Source organism: Dethiosulfatibacter sp. (genome assembly GCF_983023055.1).
The window spans coordinates 1-2,824 of sequence record NZ_CEZJXU010000353.1 but is presented as its reverse complement, the minus strand read 5'-3'; the positions used below and the strand labels follow the sequence as shown (position 1 = coordinate 2,824).

Here is a 2,824-nt window from a genome sequence, read left to right as displayed (position 1 = left end):
TGCTTGATTCATAGGTTTACACCTCCTTAAGCTCATTGTGAAAATTACGTCCAGTTCAGCAAAGCCGAATGGATAATATAATAAAAAAGGTTTCTCCGCAGAACGAAGAAACCATAAATTGCTTTTTAATACAATTTCGTTTCACCTCGACTGGGAATTAAGCTTTCGCACCAGTTGTCTGCGGTAAAAATATTTTATTGACTTCAGTAGTATAACACCAAGTGTTTATTATGTCAACAGTTATTAGTCAGATAATTTTGCAGCGTTGATTTTTATTCCAGGACCCATAGTGCTTGTTAATACAACACTCTTAAGGTACTTTCCTTTTGATGCAGATGGCTTAGCCTTAATAACAGCATCCATCAATGTTTGAATATTTTCGGTGAGCTTCTCTGTACCAAATGATTTCTTTCCAACAGGAACGTGAATAATCGATGTTTTGTCAACTCTGTATTCAACCTTACCTGCCTTGATCTCATTTATTGCATTTGTTATATCCATAGTAACTGTTCCTGATTTAGGGTTTGGCATTAGACCTTTAGGTCCAAGCACTCTACCCAATCTACCAACAACACCCATCATGTCAGGAGTAGCTACAGTAATATCAAAATCAAACCAGTTTTCTTTTTGGATTTTCTCAGCATATTCAGCTCCACCGAAATAATCAGCTCCTGCCTCTTCTGCTTCCTTAAGCTTTTCACCTTTAGCGAAAACCAAAACTTTTTTAGTCTTTCCTGTACCGTGAGGTAGAACTACCGCACCTCTAACCTGCTGGTCAGCGTGTCTAGAATCTACACCCAGTCTAATGTGAAGTTCAATAGTTTCATCAAAATTAGCTTTTGCTGTCTCTTGAACCAATTTAACTGCTTCATCCAAATTAAATAAACTTAACTTGTCATAAGTCTTTGCGCTATCGTTATACTTTTTTCCTCTTTTAGGCATATCATTTCTCCTTTGTGGTTTTAGCGGACTTTGCCTCCCACCATTTGCCATTTATTAGTCTTCTACAACTATACCCATGCTTCTAGCAGTTCCTGCCACCATACTCATAGCAGCTTCAACTGTGTTGGCATTAAGGTCCGGCATCTTAATTTCTGCGATCTCTTTGACTTTATCTTTAGATATTGTTGCGACCTTGTTTCTGTTTGGTTCACCTGAACCACTCTCAATACCAATAGCCTTCTTTAACAGTACTGCTACTGGAGGGGTTTTAGTAATGAACGAATAAGATCTATCTTGATATACAGTTAATACAACAGGTATTATCATACCTACCTGATCTGATGTTTTTGCATTGAATTCTTTACAAAATCCCATTATATTTACACCGTGTGGTCCTAATGCAGTACCAACCGGTGGAGCTGGAGTAGCTTTACCTGCATTGATTTGCAACTTAACTACAGCGATTACTTTTTTTGCCATGTTTGCACCTCCTCATTTTTTGTGGTAAATCGGTTTTACCCTCCCACTATATGGTATCTATAAAAAAGTATTAAACTTTTTCTACCTGTTCAAAATCCAGTTCAACGAGCGTTTCTCTACCGAACATGGATATGAAAACCTTAAGTTTTCTCTTCTCTTCGTGGATTTCATCCACTGTTCCCATGAAATTCTCAAAAGGTCCTTCTGTAACCTTTACAGCATCGCCTTTCGCTATATTCATCATAGGAAGTACTTCCATAACTCCCAATCCCTTGACTTCGTCATCTGACAATGGAATTGGTTTTGTTCCCGGTCCGACAAACCCAGTAACACCCCTGGTGTTTCTTACCAGGTACCATGATTCGTCTGTCATTATCATCTTTATAATTACATAACCTGGAAATTTCTTCTTTTCCTTGATCTTCTTTTTACCGTCTTTTATTTCAACGTGCTCTTCCGTAGGCACTTGCACTTCGAATACAATATCCTGCATTTCTCTGTTTTCAACCAATTTTTCAATATTGGCCTTAACTTTGTTTTCATGACCTGAATATGTATGAACCACGTACCATTTTGGTCCTTCTGATCTTTGTTTCATAATTAAGCGGACCGCAAAATGGTCCTACCTCCTTTAAACAAATATACCAAACAAGCTATGAAAAACAACATCAAGTCCCCATACAACCAAAGTCATAAGAGTAACAGCAACAATAACAACCATTGTATATGTCATTAATTCTTTTCTTGTTGGCCAGGTAACTTTTTTAAGCTCAGCTTTTACACCTTTAAAATAACCAGACATTCTGCCTGCTTTATTTACACTTGTATTTGCAGCCATTTTTTCACATCCTTGAGATTATTTTGTTTCTTTATGCAATGTATGAGCCTTGCAGAATTTACAGTATTTCTTCATTTCAATTCTTTCTGGATTGTTTCTTTTGTTCTTCATTGTATCATAGTTTCTTTGCTTGCACTCTGTACAGGCTAATTTAACTTTAGACCTCATTACTACACCTCCACCACTTCATCTATATAAACATAATTTTCCAATTTACCCATTACCTAATATAAATTATCATAAAAGGTTTTCTATGTCAAGAAGAAAAGAATTACATTTAAATATAATCTACCCAGTATCATCCTTGGATAAACGCACATTAAATTATAACACCATTATAAAGAAAAGCAAACACTTAATTACTACTATTTTCAAAAAACATTTTTGACTTGTTTCAATTAACCCTTATGTTTGTTTAAAAGCTAACTCATAAAATAAAACAGGCAGGTCAACGACCTGCCTGAATGCTTTAAATAGTATGGAATTACTTGACTACTTTAGCAACAACACCTGCTCCAACAGTTCTTCCGCCTTCTCTGATCGCAAATCTCAATCCTTCTTCCA

6 protein-coding genes and 1 other annotated feature are annotated in these 2,824 nt (G+C 36.2%); all 6 genes read right to left on the bottom strand.

Annotated features, from left to right (window positions below; genetic code table 11):
• Nucleotides 1-73: 73 nt before the first annotated feature.
• Nucleotides 74-202 (bottom strand) — a sequence feature (ribosomal protein L10 leader region).
• A 41-nt stretch (nucleotides 203-243) separates the two neighbouring features.
• Complete coding sequence (rplA, locus tag AC3AX0_RS10880) at nucleotides 244-942, bottom strand: 50S ribosomal protein L1 (RefSeq protein WP_487550311.1); 699 nt, start codon at nucleotides 940-942, stop codon at nucleotides 244-246.
• Between the two features lie 54 nt (nucleotides 943-996).
• The gene (gene rplK, locus AC3AX0_RS10875) at nucleotides 997-1,422 is read right to left on the bottom strand and encodes a 50S ribosomal protein L11 (RefSeq protein ID WP_487550310.1); all 426 of its coding nucleotides are present in this window, start codon (nucleotides 1,420-1,422) and stop codon (nucleotides 997-999) included.
• 70 nt (nucleotides 1,423-1,492) lie between these two features.
• Nucleotides 1,493-2,020: a transcription termination/antitermination protein NusG gene (gene nusG, locus AC3AX0_RS10870; protein WP_487550309.1), complete on the bottom strand. Its 528-nt coding sequence runs from the start codon at nucleotides 2,018-2,020 to the stop codon at nucleotides 1,493-1,495.
• Nucleotides 2,021-2,053: 33 nt separating this feature from the next.
• A complete protein-coding gene (gene secE / locus AC3AX0_RS10865) occupies nucleotides 2,054-2,260 on the bottom strand; it encodes a preprotein translocase subunit SecE (RefSeq protein WP_487550308.1) in 207 nt (68 codons plus the stop codon).
• An 18-nt stretch (nucleotides 2,261-2,278) separates the two neighbouring features.
• Complete coding sequence (gene rpmG, locus AC3AX0_RS10860) at nucleotides 2,279-2,428, bottom strand: 50S ribosomal protein L33 (protein WP_487550307.1); 150 nt, start codon at nucleotides 2,426-2,428, stop codon at nucleotides 2,279-2,281.
• Nucleotides 2,429-2,744: 316 nt separating this feature from the next.
• Nucleotides 2,745-2,824: EF-Tu C-terminal domain-related protein (locus tag AC3AX0_RS10855; RefSeq protein WP_487548347.1), on the bottom strand; the 80-nt coding region annotated here is incomplete at its 5' end.